The sequence below is a fragment of the Frankia sp. CpI1-P genome (genome assembly GCF_001421075.1).
Lineage (GTDB): Bacteria > Actinomycetota > Actinomycetes > Frankiales > Frankiaceae > Frankia > Frankia torreyi.
Genome location: NZ_LJJX01000068.1, coordinates 1 through 25,264, shown reverse-complemented (window position 1 = coordinate 25,264; position 25,264 = coordinate 1). Strand labels below are relative to the sequence as shown.

The 25,264-nt window shown below is 73.1% G+C and carries 17 protein-coding genes and 12 pseudogenes; 17 read left to right on the top strand and 12 right to left on the bottom strand.

Annotation, left to right across the window (positions count from 1 at the left end; translation table 11 throughout):
- Position 1: 1 nt before the first annotated feature.
- From FF86_RS68875 to FF86_RS27635, 3 genes and pseudogenes are all read left to right on the top strand, one after another.
- Positions 2-305: hypothetical protein (locus FF86_RS68875; protein WP_396230133.1), on the top strand; the 304-nt coding region annotated here is incomplete at its 5' end.
- Between the two features lie 150 nt (positions 306-455).
- Positions 456-1,487 (top strand): annotated as a pseudogene (locus FF86_RS68870) (protein phosphatase 2C domain-containing protein); the annotation flags it as partial.
- Positions 1,488-1,693: 206 nt separating this feature from the next.
- Positions 1,694-2,605: an LLM class F420-dependent oxidoreductase gene (locus FF86_RS27635; RefSeq protein ID WP_044888039.1), complete on the top strand. Its 912-nt coding sequence runs from the start codon at positions 1,694-1,696 to the stop codon at positions 2,603-2,605.
- A 1,148-nt stretch (positions 2,606-3,753) separates the two neighbouring features.
- Here the strand turns inward: FF86_RS27635 and FF86_RS59175 are convergent.
- The 5 genes and pseudogenes from FF86_RS59175 to FF86_RS27625 all read right to left on the bottom strand — a co-directional run.
- Positions 3,754-3,856: pseudogene (locus FF86_RS59175) on the bottom strand (NADP-dependent isocitrate dehydrogenase); the annotation flags it as partial.
- Between the two features lies 1 nt (position 3,857).
- A pseudogene (locus FF86_RS59170) lies at positions 3,858-3,985 on the bottom strand (NADP-dependent isocitrate dehydrogenase); the annotation flags it as partial.
- 1 nt (position 3,986) lies between these two features.
- Positions 3,987-4,225: pseudogene (locus FF86_RS59165) on the bottom strand (NADP-dependent isocitrate dehydrogenase); the annotation flags it as partial.
- Between the two features lies 1 nt (position 4,226).
- Positions 4,227-4,465, bottom strand: a pseudogene (locus tag FF86_RS59160) (NADP-dependent isocitrate dehydrogenase); the annotation flags it as partial.
- Between the two features lies 1 nt (position 4,466).
- The coding region (locus tag FF86_RS27625) for an NADP-dependent isocitrate dehydrogenase (protein WP_242419745.1) at positions 4,467-5,973 on the bottom strand (1,507 nt) is incomplete at its 3' end.
- A gap of 507 nt (positions 5,974-6,480) precedes the next feature.
- Between FF86_RS27625 and FF86_RS59155 the strand changes: the two are divergent.
- The 3 genes and pseudogenes from FF86_RS59155 to FF86_RS59145 all read left to right on the top strand — a co-directional run.
- Positions 6,481-6,651 (top strand): annotated as a pseudogene (locus tag FF86_RS59155) (DUF6328 family protein); the annotation flags it as partial.
- Between the two features lies 1 nt (position 6,652).
- Positions 6,653-6,810, top strand: a pseudogene (locus FF86_RS59150) (DUF6328 family protein); the annotation flags it as partial.
- A 1-nt stretch (position 6,811) separates the two neighbouring features.
- A partial coding sequence (locus FF86_RS59145) for a DUF6328 family protein (protein ID WP_242419744.1) occupies positions 6,812-6,999 on the top strand: 188 nt, incomplete at its 5' end.
- 175 nt (positions 7,000-7,174) lie between these two features.
- Here the strand turns inward: FF86_RS59145 and FF86_RS27610 are convergent.
- The gene (locus FF86_RS27610) at positions 7,175-9,304 is read right to left on the bottom strand and encodes a serine/threonine-protein kinase (protein ID WP_044888027.1); all 2,130 of its coding nucleotides are present in this window, start codon (positions 9,302-9,304) and stop codon (positions 7,175-7,177) included.
- 329 nt (positions 9,305-9,633) lie between these two features.
- Here FF86_RS27610 and FF86_RS27605 point away from each other — a divergent pair, with 329 nt between their 5' ends.
- The 7 genes and pseudogenes from FF86_RS27605 to FF86_RS59135 all read left to right on the top strand — a co-directional run.
- Positions 9,634-10,422, top strand: a complete 789-nt coding sequence (locus FF86_RS27605; RefSeq protein ID WP_044888028.1) for a flavin reductase family protein — start codon at positions 9,634-9,636, stop codon at positions 10,420-10,422.
- A 1,035-nt stretch (positions 10,423-11,457) separates the two neighbouring features.
- Positions 11,458-12,840 (top strand): DUF4397 domain-containing protein, encoded by a 1,383-nt coding sequence (locus FF86_RS27600; RefSeq protein WP_242419743.1) that lies wholly within the window; start codon positions 11,458-11,460, stop codon positions 12,838-12,840.
- Positions 12,837-13,615, top strand: a pseudogene (locus tag FF86_RS68865) (class F sortase); the annotation flags it as partial. The gene FF86_RS27600 and the pseudogene FF86_RS68865, both read left to right, overlap by 4 nt.
- A 1-nt stretch (position 13,616) precedes the next feature.
- Positions 13,617-13,679 (top strand): hypothetical protein (locus FF86_RS68860; RefSeq protein WP_396230136.1); only part of this gene is annotated, 63 nt, incomplete at its 5' end.
- A gap of 62 nt (positions 13,680-13,741) precedes the next feature.
- A complete protein-coding gene (locus FF86_RS27590) occupies positions 13,742-14,437 on the top strand; it encodes a bifunctional 2-polyprenyl-6-hydroxyphenol methylase/3-demethylubiquinol 3-O-methyltransferase UbiG (protein WP_242419742.1) in 696 nt (231 codons plus the stop codon).
- 288 nt (positions 14,438-14,725) lie between these two features.
- Positions 14,726-14,892, top strand: a pseudogene (locus tag FF86_RS59140) (esterase family protein); the annotation flags it as partial.
- A gap of 1 nt (position 14,893) precedes the next feature.
- Positions 14,894-15,529: alpha/beta hydrolase family protein (locus tag FF86_RS59135; RefSeq protein WP_242419741.1), on the top strand; the 636-nt coding region annotated here is incomplete at both ends.
- A gap of 102 nt (positions 15,530-15,631) precedes the next feature.
- Here the strand turns inward: FF86_RS59135 and FF86_RS27580 are convergent.
- Positions 15,632-16,483 (bottom strand): SGNH/GDSL hydrolase family protein, encoded by an 852-nt coding sequence (locus FF86_RS27580; RefSeq protein ID WP_044888032.1) that lies wholly within the window; start codon positions 16,481-16,483, stop codon positions 15,632-15,634.
- 743 nt (positions 16,484-17,226) lie between these two features.
- Between FF86_RS27580 and FF86_RS27575 the strand changes: the two genes are divergently transcribed.
- From FF86_RS27575 to FF86_RS36665, 3 genes and pseudogenes are all read left to right on the top strand, one after another.
- Positions 17,227-18,027 (top strand): TauD/TfdA family dioxygenase, encoded by an 801-nt coding sequence (locus tag FF86_RS27575; protein ID WP_044888033.1) that lies wholly within the window; start codon positions 17,227-17,229, stop codon positions 18,025-18,027.
- A 125-nt stretch (positions 18,028-18,152) separates the two neighbouring features.
- Complete coding sequence (locus FF86_RS27570) at positions 18,153-18,863, top strand: NADPH-dependent FMN reductase (RefSeq protein WP_313949833.1); 711 nt, start codon at positions 18,153-18,155, stop codon at positions 18,861-18,863.
- A gap of 15 nt (positions 18,864-18,878) precedes the next feature.
- Positions 18,879-19,037 (top strand): annotated as a pseudogene (locus tag FF86_RS36665) (hypothetical protein); the annotation flags it as partial.
- A 317-nt stretch (positions 19,038-19,354) separates the two neighbouring features.
- Here FF86_RS36665 and FF86_RS68855 read toward each other — a convergent pair.
- The 5 genes and pseudogenes from FF86_RS68855 to FF86_RS68850 form a co-directional block, all read right to left on the bottom strand.
- Positions 19,355-20,082, bottom strand: a pseudogene (locus FF86_RS68855) (HAF repeat-containing protein); the annotation flags it as partial.
- A gap of 118 nt (positions 20,083-20,200) precedes the next feature.
- A pseudogene (locus FF86_RS36650) lies at positions 20,201-20,563 on the bottom strand (hypothetical protein); the annotation flags it as partial.
- A 2,067-nt stretch (positions 20,564-22,630) separates the two neighbouring features.
- The gene (locus FF86_RS27555) at positions 22,631-23,665 is read right to left on the bottom strand and encodes a magnesium transporter CorA family protein (protein ID WP_236706378.1); all 1,035 of its coding nucleotides are present in this window, start codon (positions 23,663-23,665) and stop codon (positions 22,631-22,633) included.
- Between the two features lie 202 nt (positions 23,666-23,867).
- Positions 23,868-24,500, bottom strand: a complete 633-nt coding sequence (locus tag FF86_RS27550; RefSeq protein WP_044888044.1) for an alpha-ketoglutarate-dependent dioxygenase AlkB — start codon at positions 24,498-24,500, stop codon at positions 23,868-23,870.
- 286 nt (positions 24,501-24,786) lie between these two features.
- Positions 24,787-24,962 (bottom strand): pyridoxamine 5'-phosphate oxidase family protein (locus FF86_RS68850; RefSeq protein WP_396230134.1); only part of this gene is annotated, 176 nt, incomplete at its 3' end.
- A 92-nt stretch (positions 24,963-25,054) separates the two neighbouring features.
- Here FF86_RS68850 and FF86_RS27540 point away from each other — a divergent pair.
- On the top strand, positions 25,055-25,264 hold a 210-nt coding region (locus FF86_RS27540; protein WP_128423651.1), incomplete at its 3' end, for a DUF4277 domain-containing protein.

The following is a 25,264-nucleotide window of genomic DNA, read 5'->3' as shown; positions in this document are numbered from 1 at the left end:
NCGGCGAGGCGCCGCTCCTGCGGGAGTACCTCGCGGCCGGCGTGAGCGACTTCGACCTGTTCTCCTACTACCAGCTGGCCGAGCGCGTCCGGCCGGTTCGCCTCGACGCGATCCACCGGGAGCTGCCGGCCCCGGTCGCGGACCTCGCCGACCGCTGGCTGTCGTACGACCCCGACCGCCGCGCGGGTCAGGGGGTCGTCCCGAGACGGGCGCTGGAGGCGGCCCGCGCCGACCTCGGCCGCGTCCACGCGGCGGTCCGCAGCGCGCGACAGACGAATCTTCCGGTGGGCCGCGTCGGTCGGTAGCCGCGCCGGGCACACTGGGATCATCCATGCCGACAGGACGCCCCGCCCGCGCCGGCCGGCGCGGGCCCGCGGAGGGAGCACGCCATCAATGCCGTCCTGGTCCTCGTCGCCCTTGGCGTCCTCGCCCTCGGCGCCATCGTCGTTCTTGTCGTGCTGCGCGGCCCGCGGCTGCCGGACGGTCCCGTCGACCTGACCCTGCTACGGCCCGGTCGCCGGCTCCGGACGGCCAGCCGGCCCAGGGCCGCCCTGCCGACGGCCTACCGCCCCGCGCCCCGGACTGACACCGCGACGGACGGCGACGCGGACGGTCACGACGCGGATGGTCACGACGCGGACGGTTCGGCCGCGGACCCCGCCAACCCGTTGCCCGGCGGCCGAAGCCTCGCAACAGCCGATCTGGGTGCCGCTCCCTCGCTCCCGCCGCCCCCGTTCACGTCCCGCGTCCCGCGCGTCCCGCGTGCCCCGGCGGTCAGCCCGGCCGTCACGAAGCCGCTGGCGGTGGCGGTGGCGGAATCCGCCGGCCGGCCGACTCCCGCGCCGTCTGCGCCCGGAGCCGTCGTCGCCGGCGCGGCCACCCGTGCCGGCGGCCGGACGAACGAGGACTTCCACCTCGTCGGCGACAACTTCGCGGGCGTGGCCGACGGTGTCGGCGGCGAGGCGGCTGGGGAAATCGCCTCGGCACTGGCGCTGACGACGATCGCCGCGCTGCGGCCGGCGCGCCAGGTGGACCTGGCCACCGCCCTCGAGCAGGCGGTCCGCGCCGCGAACACGGCGGTGCGTGCGCGGGCCCGGGCCGATGCCCGTCTGGACGGGATGGCAACCACCGTTGACGTGCTGGTCGTCCGTCCGTCCGGCCGCCAGCGGACGGCGGTCGTGGCGCACGTCGGGGACGGGACCATCTGGCACCGTGGCCCGGACACGCCGTGCGCGGTGATCACCCGGCCGCATGCCATCGACGGCGGGCCGCTGCTGCGCGCCGTCGGCCAGACGGACGCGCTCACCGTAGAGACGATCACGGTCTCGCTCGGCGCTCACGACCGGTTCGTGCTCGCCACCGACGGGCTGACCGAAATGCTCACGCCCGAGGGTGTCGCCGCCAGGATCGACGGCATGGGGGCGCTCCCGCCCGCGCAGGCCGCGGCCGCGCTGCTCGCCCTCGCCGAAGCCGCCGGCACCCGCGATNACACCACGGTCGTGGTCGTCGACGTCGGCTGACAAAGCCGGAGTCCGACACCGGTGTCGGGCGGGGACGGCTACCCACAGCCGGATTGTGCGGGCCCGGCTCCCACTGGCGAGGGCCGGGCGGTCGGGCTGGTCGGTGCTTCACTTGGCACAAGCGTCAAGAAAGGGCAGTGTGTGGTGTGGGGCACGTCGAGCGGACGGGCCGGGTGGACGAGGAGAGTGCGTTGCGGTTCGTGTACCAGTATCCCGAGACCAACGGCACCGAGGGTGACCTGCTGGACAGCGGCGACGTCGGCGAGCTCGCCGTCGCCGCCGAGGCCGCCGGTTTCGACGGGTTCGCCTTCACCGAGCATCCGATCCCCGGCGCCCGCTGGCTTGCGTCGGGTGGCCACCAGTCGCTCGACCCGTTCGTCGCGCTCAGCGCCGCGGCCGCCGTCACCACTCGGCTGCGGTTGCTGACCTATCTGGCCGTGGTGCCCTACCGCAATCCGTTCCTCCTGGCGAAGTCCGCCGCGACCCTGGACAAGATCTCCCACGGCCGGCTCACGCTCGGTGTCGGCACCGGTTACCAGAAGGCCGAGTTCTTCGCCCTCGGCGTCGACTTCGACGAGCGCAACGAGCTGTTCGACGAGGCCCTCGAGGTGCTGCCGCTGCACTGGAAGGGTGACCCGTTCAGCTACACCGGCAAGCACTTCTCGGCGCGTGACGTGATCGCCCGGCCCCGGCCGGTGCAGGACCCGATCCCGATCTGGATCGGTGGCAACTCGAAGCTGACGCTGCGCCGGGTCGCGCAGAAGGTCCAGGGCTGGATGCCACTCGGGGGGCCGGCGGAGCTGTTCACCACCACCAGGACCGCTCAGCTCGCGACCACCGAGGCCATGGCCGCGAAGATCCGCGAGCTGCGTGATTTGGCCGGCGAGCGCGGCGCACAGCTCGACATCGCCCCGGCCTACCTCGACGCCACCATCAACCGCCCCGACCAGGAGGCCGACCGCCACCGCGAGGCATTCCAGACCCTCGCCGACGCCGGCGTCACCAACCTGATCATCTCCGCGCCGGGCGGGTCACCGAAGGAGTCGCTCGAGTTCATCGAGGCCTTCGGCGCCACCTACCTCTGAGACGTGCCCTCGTTCCGTCCGGCCCGGCGGGCGGAACGAGCAGCACACCGGCCTTGCCGCGTCNCTTCGCCGCTCTTCTCGCCGCCGTCTCCATGCCGCAGGGGCGCTGGAGGCGGGCGGAGAGTCCTTGATCTGCCGAATTGTGCTGCGCGAGAAGGTCCTTACCGTATGTCCGCGGAGGTGGCGGACCGGTGATCGGCTTAGGGGTGGGCTGCGGTGGACGCGGGAGCATCGGTGTTCGGGCGGGACGATGTGCAGGGGGATCCGCCCGACAGGCTGCCCGCCGGCAGCGCTGGGACAGGGAGCCGAGCGCCGCAGAGGAAGCCCGGGTGGGGGAAGGCGCAGCTCCTGACCGCGCGGGCGAGCAGGCGACAGGTGAGGCGCACCATTGTCGCCGCCGCCGTCTTCACCGTCGGCCTGGCGGGCTGCGGTGGGTCGAATGGTGGCGAAGAGCCGAACGGGCGGCCTGCGGCCCCGCCTTCGGCGACGGCCAGCCTCGCGGCGTCGGGCGACACCTCCGGCCGGGGAACGATCGACGCACGGCAGCCGGCGGCGGTGGCCGCGTCCGCAATCCCCGCGCCCGCCGCGGGGGGCGCAACGCACAGCGCCCCGGCCAGGGGCAGCATCGGTACAGGCAGCGTCGGGGCCGGCAGCGTCGGGGCCGGTACGCCGGTACGCCGGGCCGCCGCCACCCAGCCTGCCCGGATCCCACCGTCTCCGATCCCGGCCGGTAGCGGTGGCGCCGCGCCGCCTCCGGCCGCCGCCGCCGGCACCGGCACCGGCACCGGCACCCCTCAGGGAATCAGCCGGACCTTCTACGGTGCCAACAGTCCGGGCGAGAACCTTCCGCAGCGCACGGCCGGGCCNAACGCGAACTCGGGTGGACCGGGGCTGGTGGTCACCTACCCGCCGGCGTCGCCGTTCGTGGTGCCACAGTGCTACAAACCCGAGCGGTGCCACGGCGACTCCGAGCGGCAGCCGACCCCCGCCCCGTCATCCCCCACGGGGGCGACCACCCGATGAGGCTCGCACCACGCCCTGGGCGTTGATGCGGACGAGCTCATCGCCCGCCTCGTACGGGCGGGCGATGAGCTCGGGCATGTCCGCGGGCCCGGAGGTCCGGGTGCGGTCACTGAGCTGACGGTCGGTCAGCCGAGGAGCGCGAGGGCCTCGTTGAAGCTCTTCGAGGGGCGCATGATCTCGGTGGCCTTGACCGGGTCGGGCTGGTAGTAGCCGCCGATGTCGGCGGGGNTGCCCTGCACGGCGAGCAGCTCCTCGGCGATGGTCTGCTCCTGCTCGGTGAGGGTCTTCGCCAGGGTGGCGAAGGCCTCGGCGAGGGCGGCGTCGTCGGTCTGGGCAGCCAGCTCCTGGGCCCAGTACNGGGACAGGTAGAAGTGGCTGCCGCGGTTGTCGATGCCGCCGACGCGACGGGCGGGCGACTTGTCCTCGTTGAGGAACGTCGCGGTCGCCCGGTCGAGGGTGTCGGCGAGGACCTTCGCCCGGGTGTTGCCGGTGGACAGGGCGAACTGCTCGAAGCTCACCGCGAGCGCGAGGAACTCACCGAGGCTGTCCCAGCGCAGGTAGTTCTCCTTGACGAGCTGCTGGACGTGCTTGGGCGCGNAGCCGCCGGCGCCGGTCTCGAACAGGCCGCCGCCGTTCATCAGCGGGACCACCGAGAGCATCTTGGCGCTCGTGCCGAGCTCCAGGATGGGGAACAGGTCGGTCAGGTAGTCGCGCAGCACGTTGCCGGTGACGGAGATGGTGTTCTCGCCGCGGCGGATCCGCTCCAGCGAGAACGCGATCGCCTCCTCCGGGGACTTGACGAGGATCTCCAGACCCGTCGTGTCGTGCTCGGGCAGGNAGGCCCGAATCTTCTCGATCAGCCGGGCGTCGTGGGCGCGGGTGGCGTCGAGCCAGAACACCGCCGGGTCGCCGCTGGCGCGGGCGCGGGTGACGGCGAGCTTCACCCAGTCCCGGACCGGGGCGTCCTTGGTCTGGCAGGCGCGGAAGATGTCGCCGGCCCCGACCGCCTGCTCCAGCACGGCCTCGCCGGCGGCGTTGACCACGCGGACGGTGCCGGTGGTCGGGATCTCGAAGGTCTTGTCGTGGCTGCCGTACTCCTCGGCCTTCTGCGCCATGAGGCCGACGTTGGGCACCGAGCCCATCGTCGCCGGGTCGTAGGCGCCATGGGCGCGGCAGTCGTCGAGCACGACCTGGTAGATGCCGGCGTAGCTGGAGTCCGGCAGCACCGCGAGGGTGTCGGCCTCCGCGCCGTCCGGGCCCCACATGTGGCCGGAGGTGCGGATCATCGCGGGCATGGAGGCGTCGACGATGATGTCGCTCGGCACGTGCAGGTTGGTGATCCCGCGGTCGGAGTCGACCATCGCCAGGGCCGGGCCCTCGGCGATCTCGGCCTCGAACGACGCCTTGATCGCCGCGCCGTCGGGCAGGGACGCCAGGCCCTTGAGGATGCCGCCGAGGCCGTCGTTCGGGGACAGCCCGGCGGCGGCGAGCGCCTCGCCGTGGGCGGCGAACGTCTTCGGGAAGAACGCGCGGACCACGTGGCCGAAGATGATCGGGTCGGAGACCTTCATCATCGTGGCCTTCAGGTGCACGGAGAACAGCACGCCCTCCGCCTTCGCCCGGGCGATCTGCGCGGTGAGGAACTCGCGCAGCGCGGCCACCCGCAGGACGGCGGCGTCGACGACCTCGCCGGCGAGCACCGGCAGGGCCGGCAGCAGGACGGTGGTGCTGCCGTCGTCACCGGCCAGCTCGATGCGCAGGGTGTCGTCCGCGGGCAGGATCACGGACTTCTCGGTGGAGCGGAAGTCGTCGGCGCCCATGGTGGCGACGTTCGTCTTCGACTCGGAGCTCCACGCGCCCATCCGGTGCGGGTGCGCACGGGCGTAGGCCTTCACCGAGGCGGGGGCGCGACGGTCGGAGTTGCCCTCGCGCAGCACCGGGTTGACGGCGCTGCCCTTGATCTTGTCGTAGCGGGCGCGGATGTCGCGCTCGGCGTCGGTACGCGGGTCGTCGGGGTAGTCCGGCAGCGCGTAGCCCTGCTGCTGCAGCTCGGCGACCGCCGCCTTGAGCTGCGGGATCGACGCCGAGATGTTCGGCAGCTTGATGATGTTCGCCCCGGGGGTCTTCGCCAGCTCACCGAGCTCGGCGAGCGCGTCGTCGATGCGCTGCCCGGGTTCGAGATGCTCGGGGAAGCTGGCGATGATCCGCCCCGCGAGGGAGATGTCGCGGCTCTCCACCGGGACGCCGGCCGTCGCCGCGTACGCCTGCACCACCGGCAGGAACGAGTACGTGGCCAGGGCCGGGGCCTCGTCCGTGTGGGTATAGATGATCGTCGAATCAGTCACCGAGACTCCGCTTCACGTCTACTCCGTCTGGGTATCAACATATGCCGCGCCGGGACCCGCCACCGTGATCACAGCGATGGGTGCGGGCGGGTGCTCGTCGACGGGCCGGCGCCGCAGTGGTCACGATCAGGCCGTGGCCGGGCACGCCATGGCCGGCGCGCAGGTGGAGCGCGTCGATCGAGTTCGAACGCGGAATCGACACCGAGAGGGTCGGCGAGTCGCCGCCGGGATTCTACGGCACCCGGTTCGCTCGGGTGTCGTCCCAGACGGCCGACCTGCGGCATCCCGGCCCCCGATGGCTGCCTTCGTGGCGGTTCGACCGGGCTGACGTCACCTGTGGGTGCCTGTCCCGGGCGACGAGATGAGCACGTGGGCTGCCGATTTCCAGCCCACCACCCGGTGTGAGCTAGTTCACTGGGCGGATGAGTGGACGGCCGTCGCCCGATGGGTCATGCACCCGGTCGGCCGGTTCGTGTGGGGCGGGGTCAGCGGGGTAGATCGTCCGCCATGACCGCCAGCACCGACCCACCCGACCTGCCCGGCCCGGGCCGGCGCGCCGACCAGGAGGACGCGGAGTCCGCGCAGGAGCGACGCAACCGCAACTGGGCCGACATCCTGCAGGAGCTGCGGGTGGCCCAGACGGGCGTGCAGTTGCTGACCGCCTTCCTGCTGGCCCTGNCGTTTCAGAATCGCTTCGCCGACCTCACCGACGGTCAGGAGTGGCTCTACCTCGCGATCGTGCTGCTGTCGATCATGGCCACGGGGCTGCTGATCATGCCGGTGAGTCTGCACCGCGCCCTGTTCCGCAGGCGCGAGAAGGAGACGCTGGTCCAGATCNCCAACCGGCTCGCCCAGGTCGGGCTCGCCGTGCTGGCCCTGGCGATCTCCGGGGTGGTCCTGCTGATCTTCGACGTCACCAAGGGCCGGACCACGGCCGTGGTCGCCGCGAGCGCCACCCTGGTCGTCCTGACGGTGCTGTGGGCGGCGATCCCGGCGCTGATCACCCGGGTGGGCACGGCGGACTGACGCCGCCCACCGCCGGCGTTTGCGCAGGTACGGCCGGGACACTGGCGACAATGACGACCGAGGGTGTACGGACGGTCGGAGTCGAGGAGGAGTTCGTCCTCGTCGACCCCGACCGGCACGCGGTGCGCGCCGCCGCGTCGCGGGCGCTCAGAAACCAGGGCTCAGAAACCAGGGCTCAGGGGCCGGGGCGGAACGAGGCGAAGATCGTACGCATCTGGCCGACGGCGGCGTCCCAGCCCTGCTCCGGGACCCGCCAGCGCAGCGCGTAGCCGTGCCCGTTGCGGACCACCCCGAAGTCGAGGACGTGGATGGTCTGCCCGCCGGAGGTGAAGGTGAACTCCCAGATCGCCGCACTGGTCCCGGCGCCGCCGTCCGCGGGGCGGATGGACAGGCGGCGGTAGCCGGCGGAGCTCCCGCGGACCGCGGGCTCCTGGTCCTGCCAGGCGCCGATGGCGGACGGGCCCGCCTTCGGCTGCACGTCGATGAACAGATCCGGATGGCCGGACGGCGCGGTGGTGATCACCCGCCCGTTGCCCCGCTCGGAGATCCGCCAGCCGGCGGGTAGCGCCGCCGACCAGCCGCTACCGTCCCGGTGGAGGGTGTAGCCGTCCGGGGCGTCGGCGGGGTCGGTCGTGTCCGGAATGAGCGCGCCGAGGTTGTCGCCGACCTGCGCCACGGCGGGCGACGCGGTGGACGCCGCGGACGGCGTGGCTGCCGGCGTCGGGCCGGTCGCGGGCGCCGACGTCGCCGTGGCCGGCGCCGCCCCTGCCGTGGCCGTCGCCGAGGCCCGCGGTGCCGGCGACGTGGCGTGGGCGGCCGGCGACGTCGCGGCGGCCGGCGGGGACGCCTGCGAGCCGCCGTCCGCGAGGACCAGGCCGAGCACGATCGCCGTGGCAGCGATCACCACGGCCGCGACGGCGGCGAGCACAGCGATGCGCCGCCGACGCGCCGGCCCGGCCGGATCGCGGCGCGCCGCGGCCGGGTCGACCCCGCCCGCGGCTCCGGACGCAGCGGCCAGACCCGCCGGAACAGCCTGGTCGGGTTCACCGGCGGAACCGGACCGGCCATCCCAGCTCGCTCCGGCATCGAGGCCGCCCGGCCCAGCCAGGCCAGGCTGGTCGGGCGGGCCGGGCGGGCCGGCGGGGGCGGCCAGAGCGGCGGAGGCAGGCTGATCGGCGGGAGCGTGCTGGTCGGCGGGAGCGTGCTGGTCGGCGGGGGCAGGCTGGTCGGCGGGGGTGGATCGGGCGCTCGGGGCAGGTCGGCCTGGCGGCTCGGCTGGCGACCCGGCAGCGGGGGCGGGGGCGCCCACGGCGGGGCCGGGGGCGCCGGCCGCAGCGGGGCGCGCGGCCGGACCCGAGGTCGCCGCCGGCGGCGGGGCCGCGCCATCCAGGCCATCCAGGCCGTTGAGTCCGTCCAGGTCAAGCTGCGGGATCTCCACCAGCGTGCCGTCGAGGGTGTGGTCGGTCTCCTCCAGCCGGTCGGCGATCTCGCGCAGCCGGCCGCGGGCCTCGGCGAGCGACGGGCGCCGCGCCGGGTCGGAGTCGAGCAGCTCGGTGAGGACCCCGCGCAGAGGGCCGCTGTGCTGGAACGGCCGACGCCGGTCCTCCACCACGGCCGCGAGGATGGCCAGCGGCCCCTCGCCCTCGAACGGCGGCACTCCCTCGACGGCCGTGAACAGGGTCGCGCCGAGTCCCCACACGTCCCCGGCGGCGCCGACGCGGGCGCCGCGGGCCCGCTCGGGGGCGATGTAGGCGGGCGACCCGACGAGCGTCCCCGCCTCGGTCAGGGTCGCGTCACCCTCGGTGACGGCGATGCCGAAGTCGGTGAGCCGCGCCTGCCCGTCGACGGTGACGAGGACGTTGCCGGGCTTGACGTCGCGATGCACGACACCACCACGATGCGCGGCCTCCAGGGCGTAGGCGAGGCTGACGCCGATGCGGGCCACCTCCAGTGGCGGCAGCCGGCCGGCGCCGCGGATGAGATCGGCGAGCGAGGTGCCGTCGACGTACTCCATGACGATCCACGTGTGGTCGTCGGCGTCGAGGACGTCGTAGACCGTCACCAGACCGGGGTGACGCAGCCGGGCGGCGGCGCGGGCCTCGCGCAGCACCCGCTCGCTGAGCAGCGCCCGCTCGGCCGGGGACGCGACCGGCGGTCGCCGGACCTCCTTGATGGCCACCCGGCGGCGCAGCAGGGTGTCCTCGCCCTCGCGGACGACGCCGCCGCCGCCGCTACCGAGCACCCGCCCGAGCCGGTAGCGACCGGCGAGCCTACGTTCCTGGCCCGCGGCGCGGTCGGTCGCCATCGCTCGCACTGCCCCCTGATCGTGAGGATTTCCCCGCTCTACCCATCCTCTGACGTCGAAACCGGGAAGATGGGTGAAATGGCGCGTGGAGTTCGCCCACAATCCCACAGCCCGATCGTGTCGGGCCCCGGGCCGGCACCGCCGAGGCCCGGCGGCCACCGGCTTCGGCCGGCGCGAGAGGCGACCGGCGCCGCGCAACCCGTCCCGTTCGTCCGGGCAGGCCACCGCACCGGGTGCCCATCGGTGCTGAGCGCTCCCCGGTCGGGCGGGCCGATCTTCGGGGGTCCGGACGTTGCACTGCGGCGCGCTCGTGCCGCAGGGTGGAGGCCATGCCGAAGCACGCGCCGCCGCGGCCCGCGCCGCCACTCCCCGCGCCGCTGCCAGTCCCCGCCGCGGCGGATCGCGCCGCGGCGGCCGCGCTGCGCCGTGCCTTCCGGCGTCACGCCGCCGGGGTCACGATCGTGACGTTGACCGGCGCGCAGGGCCCGGTGGGGTTCACGGCGACGTCGGTGGCGTCGCTGTCGCAGAGCCCGCCGTTGGTGTCGCTGTCGCTGTCGGCGGGCTCGTCGATCGTCCCGACACTGCACGCGGCGGACACCCTGGTCGTGCACCTGCTCTCCCATGACCAGCACGACCTGGCCGCCCGTTTTGCGGCACCGGGCGCCGACCGGTTCGCCGCGCCGACGCGATGGCGGACGTTGGGCACCGGGGAACCGCTGCTGCTCGACGCCGCGGTCTGGCTGCGCTGCCGGATCCGTGACCGGATCCCCGCGGGCGACCACTGGCTGGTGGTGGCCGAGGTGGTCGAGAGCCGGGCGGAGCGGTCCGTCGCGCCGCTGGTCTACCACGACGGTGGCTACGGCACGTTCGTCGGTCCCGCCACCGGCGTCCCGCCCGTCGAGGCCGCCACTCCCGCGGCGCCGCAGGACGGGGGCGGCGACGGTGACGGCAGCGGCGGCAGCGCCGGCAACGGCCGCGCCGGCAACGGTAGAGGGGACGGCGGCAGGAGCGTCGGCGGCCCGCCCGCACCCGACGAGGGCGATCTGGGTATCCGCGCACGCCGGGCGACCCGCCCGGTCCGCCCGGGTCGGTCTACGCCGACGAAGGACGGTCGATGACGGTTTGTCTCCCCGTCGGCGGGCACCCAGCCGGCACGCACAAGGCACCGGACGCCGACGTGGGAGGGCATCGCCCGTCCCACCCCCGCCCTTCGTCTTTTCGGTAGCAGCCAGCCCGCCTTCTTGATCATTTTGAGGCCGCCAGCGATTCGTCAACAGCGTTGATTATCTTGTGGTTCCGGAGTCCGATCCTTCCGGCCACACCGGCCCGTGCCGCCCCGGTCACCCCGCCGGCACGGGGGCTGGCCGGCCGGCGGGTCCTTCTGCCCATCGAGGGCGACCCGCCCGTTCGGGGGCCCTCGGCAGGCCCGGCCGGGCACCATCATCGAAAGCGCCGACAGCCGCCCTCACCTGCCGTCCCCTTCTCCGCGCCTGGAGAAAGCCTGCGCGATTGGGCTACTCCCTTTTTGTGGGCTCTTTCCGGTAGCCACTTTCAACCTTCATCCCTCGGTCCATGGCGGACCAACAACCGGCGCACGGCGCACGGCGACGGGCCGAAATCCGAGAATCTCGTTGATTGACAGCCCGAAAGGGCTCTGTTCGACCCGTGCGGACGGCACTTGACACGCCTTCAGACGGAAGAAGGTTGCGCCACCAAGGGCGCGACTTCGATCGCAGTTTTGACCGAGGGTCGCCCCGGACGTCCCTCGTATCGCCCCCACCGCGGGGTACCTCGTCCGTCTGAGACGCCGGTTCGACCGTTCTGACCTGGCATTTCACTCTCGAACGGCCAGCGAAGTCCGCGCGACCGACCTCGCCTCACACTCCTGGCGAGGCCGTCTGCACGCGTGTGCATCTTCTCGAGCCGGAGTAGCGGGGAGCCCAATCTTCGTCTCGAGCCCGTCGCGGTAAGGTGCAAATGCCCAGATTTCTGGATGACGTCGCCGGGAGCTCAAAGTAATGCAATGGATCACACGCTCTCATCTGAGAGCGGGCGCTCGAACGATCGGCGCCGTGGCGGCGACGGGATGTCTGACGCTGGGTCTGCCCGGCGTGGCGTCAGCGACCCCAACGCCGAACAAGGATGCCGGACTGGTGACGCTGGTTCAGGGGCTGCCGGATATGAAGGCGGACGTCACCATGGACGGGCAGACCCTGATCAAGGACCTGGTGGCCAAACAGGTCGCGGACCCGAAGCCGCTGGTTGCCGGGGCCCACCGCGTCGAGATCCGGCCTGTCGGCCAGCCGGCGAGCGCGCCGCCATCGGCAGCCGCCGACGTTGCCATCCACCCTGGCACCCGGCTTTCGGTCGCAGTGGGTCTCGACGGCGCGGGCAAGCCTCTCGCGCGGGTCTACGACGACACCACCAGTAAGGCCTGGCCGACCAACGTGTCGGCGATCGTCGTCCGTGACGTCGCGGCGCTGGCGGCCGGCCAGATCAAGATCGACGGCAAGTACGTCGGCGACGTCCCGAGCACCGGTCAGGTCGTCCAGACCTTCCCTTCCGTCTCGCCTGAGGTCGCCGTCAACGCGCTCCCCTGCCTCATCACCGGCAAGACCAAGGACGGCCTCCCCTGCGTCTACGTCGGTCCGCCCGTCGTCGACGTGCCTGGTGTCGGCACGCCTGGTGTCGGCACGCCTGGTGTCGGCGGCGTGGGCGTGCCCTGCGTCACCGACAAGCCCAAGGACGGCGTCCCCTGCGTGCCCGGCGTCGGGGGCGTGCCGGGCGTCGGCGGCGTGCCCGGAGTCGGGGGCGTGCCCGGCGTCGGCACCGTGCCCTGCGTCACCGACAAGCCCAAGGACAGCGTCCCCTGCGTGCCCGGTGTCGGCGGCGTCCCCGGCGGCACTCCCGGCGGAGGCGTCCCCGGCGGAGGCACCCCCGGCGGAGGCACCCCTGGCGGCGGCACTCCCGGTGGCGGTGTCCCCGGCGGCGGCACCCCAGGTGGCGGCGTCCCCGGCGGCGGCACCCCAGGTGGCGGCACCCCCGGCGGCGGCACCCCTGGCGGCGGCACCCCAGGTGGCGGCGTCCCCGGCGGCGGCGGCCCAGGTGGCGGCACCCCCGGCGGCGGCCCAGGTGGCGGCGTCCCAGGTGGCGGCACCCCCGGCGGCGGCGCCCCAGGTGGCGGCGTCCCTGGTGGCGGCACCCCAGGTGGCGGCACGCCAGGGTCGGGGGGATCGCACACGGTCACCGTGACCGACACCACGGGCAAGCCGCTGGTGCCGGCCCAGACGGTGCCGACCAAGCCCGGATCGACGACCAACCTCTACATCGTCGGTGGCCCCGGCTCCTACAGTTGGCTGTCCCACCAGGCCGCGAACTCGCCCACCTCGGTCAACGCCGGCAACAGCGGACTGGCCGCGGATGACGACCACCCGCCCGTGCTGGCCATCGGGGCGCTCGGCCTCGCGGTCGGATCGGCCGGGGTCCTGTTCGGGTGGCAGCGCCGCCGAGCGTGGCTGGCCCGCCGACAGGGATGATCGAGTCTCGCCGACGAACGGTGACGGCCGGTCCGCCGCCCGAGGACGGATCGGCCGCACCGGCCGCGAGCCAGGAGCCGATCACGGGCGGGCCTGATCGGCCCAGACCACCGGGCACCCGGCTGGCGCGGACCCGTCGACGTCGCCGTGGCCGCCGCCTACTGGTGGTCACGGCGACGGTCGCGGGCGTCGTCGGCGGCAGTGGCATGGCCGGATGGGTGGCGTCGAGACCCCCCGGCGACGTCGGTTCGCTCGCCGCGGGCGCGACGGCGGCCGCCTCCCCGCGGGCGGCGGCGTCGCAGGGGCCGGCGGCGTTCGCGAGTTCCACCCGAACGGGCGCCGCGGCGGGCACCGCGTCACCGTCGCCGTCCACCGATCCGGAGGCGGTCCTACGACGCCGGCCGACGGCCGTCGCCGTGGCGAGCCTAAGCATCTCGGCGCCGGTGACGGTGGCCTCCGTCAACGCGACCACGCGCGCGCTCAACGTGCCGGTCGACCCGGCGACGCTGGGATGGTGGGCAGGAGGCGGGGCCCCGGGTGCCTCATCGGGGACGGTCGTGCTCGCCGGGCACGTCGACTACAACGGCCGCCCCGGCGCCCTCTACCCGCTCAGCCGGGTCGAGATAGGGGCCTTGGTCGTCGTCACCAGCGCCGACGGCACGAAGCACGACTACCGGGTGGTGACCCGCCGGCACGTCGTGAAGACCAGGCTCGCGGACACGGGAGTCTTCCGGACGGACGGCCCGCCCCGCCTGGCCCTCATCACCTGCGGCGGNGCGTTCAACACCGCCACGCACAGCTACCGTGACAACCTGATCGTTCTCGCCCTTCCCGTCTGATCGGTGTCTCGCGGATCCGGTATAGCTGGGACGTGAATGCTCCCGACCAGACCAGTCCCAGCGTGACGACCCGCTGGGAGTCACTCACCGCAGGCAGGTCGGGCCGGCGTTACGCGGACCGGTTCGTGCAGCTTGCCGCCGCCGGGGTCGATGTGCACGGCGAGGCGGCGTTCTGCCACGCGTTGGCGCCCGCCGAGTCCCGGATCCTGGACGCGGGCTGCGGCACCGGTCGGGTGGCAATCCGGCTGGCGGAGCTGGGCCACCGATGCGTCGGGGTCGACGCCGACCCCTCGATGCTCGGTGTGGCCCGAGACCGGTCCGCCGCCGTCAGCTGGATCCTCGCCGACCTCGCCGACCTGGACGCACCCGTCGCGTCCGGGGCGCCCGAACCGGCCGGCGCGCCGCCCGCCACCGACGGGCCGTTCGACCTCATCGTCGCCGCCGGCAACGTCATCGCGCTGCTCGCCCCGGGGACGGAGGCCGCGATCCTGCGCGGTCTCGCCCGCCGCCTCGCCCCCGGCGGCCTGCTCGTGGCCGGGTTCGGGCTCGACGCCGCGCACCTCCCCCTGCCCGCCGCTCCCTTCGAGCTGGCGGACTACGACGGCTGGTGCGCCGCCGCCGGCCTCACCCTCGACCGCCGGTTCGCCACCTGGCAGCGCACACCCTTCGAGACCGGCGAGACCGGCGACGCCCCCCTCGACCGCGGCGAGGGGCGGGCCGCTGCCCCCGGCTACGCCGTGAGCGTCCACCGCAGATAAGCCCTGACCAGCCGTTTTGTAGCATCAACTAGTACAAATTGAACGTAAACGGACGATTCGCCTAATGTTGCGCCTATGAGAACGCGGATGTGGAGACGGCGGATCCTGCTGCCCTCGATGATCGCGGTGAGCACGCTGGTCGGCCTGGCCGTCGGGGGCTCCCCGGCGCAGGCGGCGACGTGCCCGGNGACGGGGACCAGCAGCGACGACGGATCGTCGATCACCTGTGTCACCTCCCCCGTAGCCGGCGACGCGCGCCTGGTCGACCTCACGATCCACTCGACGGCCATGAACGCCGACGAGTCCGTGCGCCTGCTGCTGCCGACCTCCTACGACACCCAACCCGACCGGACCTGGCCGGTGCTGTACCTGCTGCACGGCGGGGCGAGCAGCAGCGACATGGCGTCCGACCACACCGACTGGTCGGAGAACACCGACGTCGAGAGCCAGACCGCNGGCCGCAACGTGATCGTCGCCATGCCCGACGGCGGCAGTGCCGGGTGGTACAGCGACTGGGTCAACGACCCGGCCCGCTGGGAGACCTTCCACACGGTCGAGCTACGCCAGCTCCTCGAACGCAACTACCGGGCCGGCTCCGACCGGGCGATCGCCGGCCTGTCGATGGGCGGATTCGGCGCGCTGTCCTACGTGGGCCGCCATCCCGGCGACTTCAAGGCCGTGGCCGCCTACAGCGGCGTCGCCCACCCCTTCGGCAACCCCCAGCAGTTCCAGATGCTCCTGGCGGGGTCCGGGAAGGACATCAACGCCCTGTGGGGTGACCCGACGACCGCGTCCGGGGCGGCGACCTGGCAGCAGCACGACCCGTACTACCTGGTCGACAACCTGACCTCCATCCCGGTCTACATCTCGTCCGGGGACGGCACACCGGGCCCGAACGACGCCGACCCCGGTGTGGTCAACCTGGAGAAGATCACGAACACCGAGAGCCAGGCGGTCGCCCAGCACCTCACCGACGCGTACGTCGCCGCGCACCCCGGCGCGACCGGCGATCCGCTGCTCATCACGCACTTCTACAGCCCCGGCGTGCACACCTGGCCCTACTGGTCCCGGGAGTTCGACGCCTCCCTGCCCNCCCTGCTCNCCGCGATCAACGCCTGAGCGCCGACTCGACCCGCCGAGCTCCCCGGCGGATGCGCTGACGATCGATACTGGCCCGGGCCTGGCCGCACCCCGTCAGTCCCGGGCCGGCGGCGTGGCGGACCGGTAGGCGGCGAGCAGGTGGGCGCCGATGAGGGCATTGCCCCGCGCGGAGGCGTGCAGTCCGTCGGGGGCGAACAGGGTCGGGTCGGCACCGAAGCGCCGTGACACGGCGGTCCGCAGGGTCACCGGCGTGCCGCCGGCCGCGGCGACCGCCGGCGTCTGCGCCCGTTCGAGCAGCAGGCCGAGCAGCCAGAGGACCTCGCGCAGCGGCGAGCGGACGGCGGAGATGACGCTCAGGTCGGGCGTGGTACCGACGATCACCTGGGCGCCCCCGCGGCGCAGGTCGGTGACGGCGCCGGCGAGGTGGCGGGCGGCGGCCGCCGGGGAGGTGCGATTGCGGATGTCGTTGACGCCGATGGAGATGACGGCCAGGTCGGGTGCCGCGGGGGCGACCCGGGCGACCTGGGCGGCGAGATGCTCGGCGCGGGCGCCGTCGCGGGCGGCGCTGATGACCCGCACATGCCGGCCACCACCGTGATCGCCGCCGACACCGCCACCGCCGCCCTCGCCGCCACCGTCACCGCCGGCGAGGGCGTCACCGCCGGCGAGGGCGCGGGCCAGCCAGCCGCCGAGGGTGTCGTCGTAGTCGTGCACACCGGTGCCCTGGGCGCTGGAGTCGCCGAGGATCCCGAGGGTGAACGGCGGATGCGTCGGGTTGCCATAGAACTCGCGCACCGGCGGCGCGGGGGTGGTCAGCGGCCGCACCCGGCCGTCGGCCGCGCCGCCCTGATACAGCGCCAGGCGCCACACCCCGACGCCCGCCCCCACGAACGCACCGCTGCCCGCGGCCCCCGCCGACAGCAGCAACCGGCCTCGCCCGATCATCGCTCCCCCCTCCGGCCACCGACGGGTGGCGCGTCCCCCGGCGATCGATCCCCGCCCGCGGCACCCGTGCCCGACCGGCCGGCGTCGTTCGTCACCGGCGGGTCGAACGGCTTCGCGACGCGAGGCCGGCGACGTCCCGCGGGCGGTGCTCGGCGAACGCGACGCGGGCGGCGGGCAGCGTGCCGCGGGCAGGCCCAGATTTTACCCGCGAGAGTCGTCGCCGCCAGCCGATCCGCCGGCACCACCGGGTACCGCAGGCGGCGCCGGAAGGGACTTCCGAGCGGGCGACCGCCGTTGTCCGGCCCGGTGCCNTCGCCCGCCGCACGCCGGGGCGACGACCATCACCAAACGTGCCCGACGAATACCCGAGACCGCCACCGGCGGTGTTTACCGCGCCGTAACGGAGAATCGATCCCCGACCTCCGGACAGATATGGTTTGCTTCCCTCATCCCTCTCGCCGCGGAAACTCCCGCCCGGGTGGGGCGCGCGGATCCGGTCCAGCTACCGCGTACCGACCGGCGAGCCCGTGAGCGGCGACGAACGTGCCGCCACGCCGCCGGCCTCCTCGACGGCCCCGGTCGCCGCCGACGTTCCGCCCGGTCACCGGCCTGCCCTCGGCGCCCGACCTGCCCTCGGCGCCCGGCCTGCGCTCGGCGCCCGGCCTGCGCTCAGCCCCAGCCTGCCCCGACGCCCGACCGGCGCCCATCCCTCCATCCACGCCCAACTCCCGCGGACGGGTGCAATGACTCGACACCATTCGTCGGCGGTCGCCGACCTCACCATCCTCCCCCTGGCACCGAGGCTCGGCGCGGAAGTCAGCAGAATCGACCTGCGAACGGGCCTGACCCCGGAACGGCGCGCGCTGCTCCGTACACTTCTTTTCCAGCACGGAGTGTTGGTCTTCCGGGACCAGGCGCTGGACACCGCCGGTCAGGTCGCGTTCGCCGAGGCATTCGGCCCGATCCTGGTGTTCACCAGCGTCGTCGACCCCGAGCCGGCCCGTCCCGGCGTGCACGAGGTCCACGGCGGCAGCGTCGGCTGGCATTTCGACGCCAGCAGCCTGCCCGCACCACCGGTGGCGACGGTCCTGCGGGCCGTGCGCGTGCCGCCCGTGGGCAACGACACCCTGTGGGCCAGCGGCGTGGCCGCCTACCAGGCGCTGACCCCCGAGCTGCGCGCGCTGGCGACCGGCCGGTACGTCACCCACGGCCGCGGGGTGGCGCGCGAACCCGGCGACGAACGCCCCATCGTCGCGCACCCGCTGGTCCGCCGGCACCCGCACACCGGCGAGCACTACCTGTACATCAACCTGCCGGACTGGGACAGCCCACTGATCCTCGGGATGAGCCCGCCCGACAGTGACGCGCTGGTGGCCGAGCTGCGCGCCGCGTACCTGCGCCCGGAGCACCAGCTCCGCCTGCACTGGACGCCGGGGACGATCGTGATGTGGGACAACCGGGCCGTCCTGCACAGCGGCACCGGTGACCACGATCCCGACACCCGCCACCTCGTGCGGATCTGCCTCGCCGCGCTGCACCCGTGACCGCCCCGGGCGGACCGGGGGAATCGATGCCCTTGACTTGAAGTCGGGTTCAGCTTTCAGGCTGGGTGCACGTGATCGGATGACCACCGCGGCACCCGACGCGACGCCCGGAGGAGACCCGCGCCATGCCACCCTCGACGCCGCCGTTCGCCCCGACACCGCCCGCCCCAGCACCGGCCGCCCCAGCACCGGCCGGCCCGGCACCCGCCACTCCGACAGCCACCACCCCGACAGCTACCGACGAGGCCTCCCGCCCGCTCGCGCTCGCCCTGGTCGTCGGCAGCGTGCGGGCGGGACGGCTGGGGCCGGCGGTCGCGGACTGGTTCGCCGGCCACGCCCGCGACCGCGACGACGTCCACCTCGACGTCCTCGACCTGGCCGCCTTCCCGCTGCCCGCCGACATGGCCGCCGCCCCCGGTTCGCCGCCCGAGCGGCTCGTCCGCGCGCTCGGGGAGCGCCTCGCCGCCGCGGACGGGTTCGTCGTGGTCACCCCGGAGTACAACCACAGCTACCCGGCGGCGTTGAAGAACGTCATCGACACCTACCGCCAGGAGTGGTTCGCCAAGCCCGTCGGGTTCGTCTCCTACGGCGGGGTGAGCGGCGGCCTGCGGGCCGTCGAGCACCTGCGCGCCGTCTTCGCCGAGCAGCACGCCGTCACCGTCCGCGACGGCGTCAGCTTCCACGGCCCGAGCGCCGAGGACTTCGCCGCGGGCGGCCCGGCGGGCACCGCGGGCTCGCCGGCGTCCGCCGCGGCGAACCGGCTGCTCGACCGACTGGGCTGGTGGGGCCGGGCCCTGCGCCACGCCCGCGCCGCCGAGCCCTACGCCGACTCCTGAACCCACACCCTCACCGGCCACACCGCCCGCGTCTGGTCGGCAGATTTCTCCCCCGACGACACCCGCCTCGCCACCGCAGGTACCGACGACACCTGTCGGCTGTGGGACGCGGCCACCGGCGATCCGATCGCGATCATGATCGGGCTGCGGGACGGGGGATGGGCCGTGCATCGGNCGGACGGGACCTCCACGGTGGTGGGCAGCGTGGCCGGGGAGTTCTGGTGGTCGATGGGGCTGTGCCGGTTCGGGCCCGGCGAGCTGGATGCCTACCTGCCGGCGGCTCAATCGGCTCGGTAGCGCACGGCGCTCCGAAGCAGCGGGGAGTTGGACGACGGGCGCCTACGGCGACCGCCTCCTGCTCCACCGGCACGGCTCCACGGTCCGCCGCGCCCGCCGCGGCGGGCGGCGCGGACGGGGCCCGGCGCCCCCTGACCGCCCGGCCGGGCGGTCAGGGGCGCCCGGCCTGCCTTGCCCTCGCCAACCGCGGGACATCACAGCGTCCAGAGCGCGGCCTGGGGCACGAACGCCCCGGCGACCGCGGAGCTTCCCACCACCGTCTGGGCCCCGGTGATCGCCGCGGCGAAACTGTAGTCGCCGCCGAGCGTGCCGAGATCGGTGGTGGTTCCCCGGTACCAGCGGATGGCATGATCGTTGCCAGCGGCGTTGAGCGCGGTCGCGCAGACATAGCCCCGCGCACTGATGCCACCCGGATCGACGCGCAGCCCGAAACCCGTGATCGGAGTGCGCCGGCCGCGGCTCCAGACGAACGCGTTGGTCTGCGTTCCGATGCTGCGCACCAGGATGTCGCCGTTGTCGTTGATCCCGACCGCCTCGCTCTGCTGGTCGCCGGAAAGAACGCCCAGGTCACACAACGCCCCGCGCTCCCACAGGAAGGCCCGACTCTGCCCGCCCACCCTCTCGCTCGTCCCCGCCACCTGACCCCGGGCATTCAGCCCCACCGCCCGGCTCCAGGTGCCACCGAGGGTGCCGAGATCGTAGATGTGCCCGTTCGACCAGACGAAGGCATGGCTGTGACCGGTCGCTGTCACGCTGGTTCCGCAGACCTGCCCCAGGTCGTTGATGGCCACTCCTTCGCTCGACGACCCGCCGAGCGTCCCCAGGTCGGTCATGGCGTTGCCGGCCCAGACGTAGGCGTGCCGGTCACCGCCTGCGACACTGGTGGTGCCCACGATCCGTCCGCGGACGTTGACGCCGACGGNCTGGCTCCACCGGCCGCCCAGCTCGTCGGTCCCGCCGAGGTAGCCCAGCGGCTGGTGGGTGCCATGGGCCCAGCGGAACGCCTGCCGGGTGTAGTGGCTGACGAGGTCGCCGACGANGACGCCCGACTCGTTGATGGCGTTGGGACGGCTGCTCAGCGGCAGGACCCGCAGCACACCGGCCCGCCAGACGAAGCCGGCCACCTCGAAGGCGGAACGCTGCCAGAAGCCGGCCATCAGGCCGTCGACGTCCCCGCAGGTCACCTGGCCGGGTCCCACCCCGGTGGGGTCGGGGATGCCCGTGGCGGCCAGGGCGCGCGGGGCGGGCCGAACGCCCGCGGACGGCTGCACGGGGATCATCGCGGCCGAGGCGTCGCGGCCACCGGCCCCGTCGAGGGCCGCGCCGGACCGCGACCTCGAACGGGTGCCGCCGCGGCCCCGGCCGACCGGCAGGACGGGCGTCAGCGCCGACAGCAAACCCATCTGTACAAAGACACGTCGATTTCCCACTCAGGATTCCCTTCACGCCTGTTGCCGACGTAGCCGTTGCTGCGCGGAGGGCCGTCGCGTGCAGCGAACTCACCCCGACCCCCGGCCCGTCCCACGGGTCGGCACTATCCCACGCGACGATCAGATGGCCGGCCGCGACACGACTCCGCAGGCCCGGCGACGGATCCGCGTCCGAGGAATCCAGATACCCCAGGCTGGCAATACAAGCTGTCCATGACCAATATTTGACCAGGCACTAGTTCGCCGTATCCGACGAGTCTTCCGCGGAGCCCACCCGCGGCGCGCCACACGGGACCTCGGGACTAAAGTCCCGGCATCGTGTCTCCGCCGGTGTGCGTCCTCGCCAATGTCGTGCGGAGCGGTCAGACTTCCGGACGGCAGCTATTGTCGGTTGCGGCAGGACCAGGGGCCGACGCAGCCGACCCATCCGATCCGCTGGACGCCGATAGCACGCCGGTCACCGCCGTCAGGCCCGCCAATCGGCCCGCAGTGGCTACCGAGCGGGGCAGGGCACATGCCTTTCGATCAGGATGTGGCGACCGGGGAACCAACGGCGCTCCCCGGACGGGGCGGCGCGACGCCGCCAGGCCGGGCCGTGGCGGCGGCGACTGCGCGCCCGAATACACCGGAACGGATATTCCTGAACGGCGACCAAACCTACCCTCGCGTGAGAGTTTCGGTCGGTGGCCGCGAGATCCGTGTTCCTGGTCGATGTCGAACGCTTGGCGGGTGACGCCGCGATCCCTGCCACGCCGCGATCCCCGCCACATTGCGCGGCGACTCGACGCGGCCCAACGTCCAACGCCCGTACGACCGCGTGACCACCCGCCGGGTGATCACGAGTCGTGGACGTTGTCGTGTTTACAGAGCGACGATCTGCAGGGCGTCGCCAACGCGGTCCNGGTGGCCCGCTCGCTCGTGGACGAGCACGTCCTCCACCCTCGCCAACAGGTCCTGCGGAATCGCCAGCAGTACCACGGGATACTGCACCGAAAGCCCGGCGAGGAAGGGCTGGAGCCGCTGGACTTCCACCACCGTGTGACAGAGCTGGACCACGCCGACCCTGCCGTCTTCCAGACAGACCAGGCCGTCCGGATCGGGCATGTCGTACTCGACCTTCCGCATGTTCTCCACGCGCCATCGACGTGCGCTCACCCAGGTCTGCACGGGTGTTCCCGTCACACCGCGCGCCTCGATGCGCAGCCGGGCCCGCGCCACCAGGGCCTGATGAATGACCTCCATGACGGGAGAATCGGCGACCGGGGCGGTGTCGAGATCGGCTCGGATGACCAGGCGGGTCCCCGCCTGGGTGAGGTGGACCAGCCGACCCTGGTAGGTGAGAGCATGCCCCGCGTGGACGATGCCCGCGCTTTCCCACCGCCGGACGATCGCCCGCACGGCGTTCCTCGTGATGGGCTTCTTCGGATCCAGGAGATGGGGAATGTCCGACTCGAAGATGGCGGCCATATCATAGATCCACTCCAGCGCGAATAGGTCACGTCGATTGAGTCGGATGGACCCTTTGTCCGCCCTGGTCCGACGCCGGATCTCACTCATCGGCGGCTNCCCCGCGGGCGGCGGAATCGGAGAAACGAAGCGGACCGGAGCGCGCCGCCGAGCCGATGGCGCCTGCTGATTCATGCGCGGAACTATACCCGACCCAAGCCCGGAGAATCGGCCTGGCATCCCCTCTCACGTAAGGAACTCAACGCAGCGGATCACAGCCAGGTCGTCAACATCGATGCAGGTCCGCTAGACGCCTTACAGTGGCTGTATTCTGCCTGATCACCGGGCTGGCAGATTCCGAAGCAAAAGACAAATCAGCGCAAGGTTTCCTTTTCGTAGGCGGAATCGTGAAGCCCATCGAGCCCCGGCCACNCACCTTCTTGTCGCGGTGGGGAGCGCTTCGGGATGCCCGCGCCGACCGCCGCGGCGAGATCCTCGATGGCCGTCGTCGTCCGGTCGAAAACGGGTTGCGTAGGCGGATCGGGACNGTGCCCGCGCTGGCACTGGGCCCGTAGCCGCCCTCGCGGCCGGCCCTCACAGCCAGCCCTTGCGGCGGAACACGACGTAGAGGATCGCCGCGGACAGCACGAGGATGACCAGGTCGACGGAGAACCCCCAGCTCTCGCCGTTGCCCGGGTAGGGGACGTTCTGGCCGAAGAAGCCGGTGATGAGGGTGGGCACGGCGATGATCGCCGCCCAGCCCGTCATCTTCTTCATCACGAGGTTGAGCCGATTGCTCTGGATCGTCAGGTTGGTGTCCAGAATCGAGTTGATCATGTCGCGCAGGCTGTCGGTCCACTCCGTGGCGCGCAGCACGTGGTCGTAGACGTCCTGGTAGGAGGCGACCAGGCCGTCGGTGACGAGGCCGGTGTCGCGGCGCATGAGGCCGTTCACCGCCTCGCGCATGGGCAGGATCTCCCGGCGGAGCTGGACCAGGCTCTTGCGCAGCTCGAAGCTGCGCCGGTGGACGGTCTGTTCCGGAACGTCCTCGTCGAAGAGCATGTCCTCGAGGTCCTCCAGCGCGCCGTCCAGGGCCTGCACGGCGGTGAAGTAGCCGTCGACGACGACGTCGATGATCCCGTGGACGAGGTAGCCGACACCGTGCGCGGCCAGGTCGGCGTCGTTCGAGCGGCGCAGGACCGCGCCGAGGTCGAACGTGTCGTCGGGGCGCACGGTGACCAGCGTCCGCCCGGCGATGAACGCCGAGATCTCCTGGCTGACCAGCTCCCCGGAGGCCACGTCGAGGCGCACGGCGTAGGTGTTGAGGAACAGGTGGGTCGGGTAGCGGTCCAGCTTCGCCCGCTCGCCGGCCGACAGCGCGTCCTCGACGGCGTGCGGGTCCAGGCGCAGTTCGTCGGCGACGAGGTGGATCTGCTCGGCGTCCGGGGCGCACAGGTCCAGCCAGACCACCGTGTCGTCGTCCCCGCGGAAACGGTGGACGTCGGCGAGGGGGAAGTTCTCCTCGGTCAGCACGCCGCCGCGGAAGGCTCTGGTCCGCACCTCGCCGCCGGGGTGGCGCGGGGGCGCGCCGGCCAGCCCCACACCCCCGGAACCGCCCTGATCGACCATGGCCTCCACCACCCCTTCGCCTGCCTGCGACCCCGCGACCGCTCCGCTGCGAAGGCGGTACCCGCGCCAGCCGGGTCACTCCCACCGCGGTGCTGAGGAATCGGACACCGCGTCGCGGTGGGAGTCGGACTGCACCTGTTCGGATCCGGTTGGCGGGTTCACCCGCGCCGCAGCCGCCGGGCGCTCCCCGTCGGCGGGGAGCTCAGCGCACGTCGCGCGGGCGGAACTGGACGCTGATCCGCGGACCCACCGGGCGGGACGACTTGGGCACGGCGTGATCCCAGGTGCGCTGGCAGCTACCGCCCATGACGATCAGGTCGCCATGGCCGAGCTCGAAGCGCAGCGCCGGGCCGCCGCCACGCGGGCGCAGCAGCAGCGGCCGGGGGCAACCCAGCACGACGATCGCCACCATCGTGTCCTGCCGGCCACCGCGCCCGATCCGGTCACCGTGCCAGGCGACGCTGTCGCGCCCGTCGCGGTACAGGCACAGCCCCGCGGTGACGAACCGCTCCCCCAGCTCGGCCGCATAGTGTTCGTCGAGGGCGTCCCGCGCTGCCGCCAGTGCCGGGTCGGGCAGCACCTCGCCGCCACCATAGAAGGCCAGCAGCCGCGGGATGTCGACCACCCGCTCGTACATGGAGCGCCGCTCGGCCCGCCAGGGGACCCCGTCGCGCAGCCGCTCGAACAGGGCGTCCGCCCCCTCGATCCAGCGCGGCCGCAGATCCACCCACGCGCCCGCGGACAGCGCGCGCCGGCGCACGTCCCCCGCGAGCGGACCAACCTCGACCGACGCCGCCGCATCGAGCAGCGAGGCCTGGAACGGGGCGACGTCCACCACTCCAGGCTATCAAACACCCGTTCGATCAGGACGGGACCGGCGGCGGCGCTGCGCGAACCGCCCGGGCCCCGGCATGCACGCCGGCGGCGAGAAGGAAGGGCCGCCGCCGTCGACTCCGGCTGCGTCCGCACCGTCGAGACGACCGCGGACCACCGGCGCCGGTCAGTACAGGCCCATCGCCCGGTCGACAGCGATCTCGATGACGATCAGCCCGGGCAGGTCGGGCGGACGCGACCGGTACCGCCGGGTGTATGCGCGCACGCCCGCGGCGACCCGGCCCGGNTCGTCCGACACCGCGGCGGGGCCCTCCAGGGTCAGCCAGCGGCCACCGTCGACCTGGCAGACGGACACCCGTCCTCCCGGTCGCGCCCGCACGTTGCGTGCCTTGCGCCGGGAGGCCACGGTCATGACGCGGGCGAGCCGGGCGGCGGGGTCCCAGGTGAACCCTGTCCTTCGCACGTTCGTGCGATGTGACAGTTCCGTGATCTTTTGGTTGTTCCGTGTCGGGTTTGCCGCGGGGTGGAGTGGTGGGCCTGGCACGGTTCCCGCCTGTGACGGTCGTGGCGGGTTATGGACCTCCGAGCGTGGAGAAGATGCTCGGCGCGCTGCCGGTCGTGCGGGACTTCCTGCGCCGGCTTGGGGTGGCCAGCGTCGTCGACCGACTCTGCCCGGTCCGCGAGGACGCCCGGCTGACCCACGGCCAGGTCATCGAGGTCCTCATCGCCAACCGGTTGACCTGCCCGACCGCGATGGTCCGGGTC